This window comes from Streptomyces sp. AB3(2024), assembly GCF_041862025.1.
In the GTDB taxonomy this organism is placed as follows: domain Bacteria; phylum Actinomycetota; class Actinomycetes; order Streptomycetales; family Streptomycetaceae; genus Streptomyces.
Genome location: NZ_JBGWAB010000320.1, coordinates 1 through 720, shown reverse-complemented (window position 1 = coordinate 720; position 720 = coordinate 1). Strand labels below are relative to the sequence as shown.

At 70.6% G+C, this 720-nt stretch carries 1 protein-coding gene; it reads left to right on the top strand.

The annotated features are described in order from the left end of the window. The coding region (locus ACEPPI_RS40560; RefSeq protein ID WP_373920249.1) for a beta-ketoacyl synthase N-terminal-like domain-containing protein at positions 1 to 720 on the top strand (720 nt) is incomplete at both ends.

Below are 720 nucleotides of genomic sequence, written 5' to 3'. Positions count from 1 at the left end.
CTTCGTGGAGTTCTCGCAGCAGCGGGGGCTGGCGGTGGACGGCCGGTGCAAGGCGTTCTCGGACGCGGCGGACGGTACGGGCTGGGCCGAGGGTGTGGGGATGCTGCTGGTGGAGCGGCTGTCGGACGCGGTGGCGCGGGGTCATCGGGTGTTGGCGGTGGTGCGTGGTTCGGCGGTGAACCAGGACGGTGCGAGCAATGGTCTGACGGCGCCGAACGGTCCGTCGCAGCAGCGGGTGATCCGGGCGGCGTTGGACAGTGCGGGGCTCGGGGTCGCTGATGTGGATGTGGTGGAGGCGCACGGTACGGGTACGCGGCTGGGTGATCCGATCGAGGCGCAGGCGTTGCTGGCGACGTACGGTCGGCGTCCGGCCGGACAGCCTTTGTGGCTGGGGTCGTTGAAGTCGAACATCGGGCATGCGCAGGCGGCTGCTGGTGTGGGTGGTGTCATCAAGATGGTGATGGCGCTGGAGCGTGGTGTGCTGCCGCGGACGTTGCATGTGGGTGTGCCGTCTTCGGAGGTGGATTGGGCGGCGGGTGCGGTTGAGCTGCTGGCCGAGGAGCGTGTGTGGCCCGAGGTGGGGCGTGTGCGGCGGGCGGGGGTGTCGTCGTTCGGTGTGAGCGGGACGAACGCGCACGTGATCCTGGAGCAGGCTCCGGTCCGGGTGGAGGAGCCGGCGGGGGAGGCGCGTGAGCTGCCCGTCGTCCCGCTGGTGGTGAC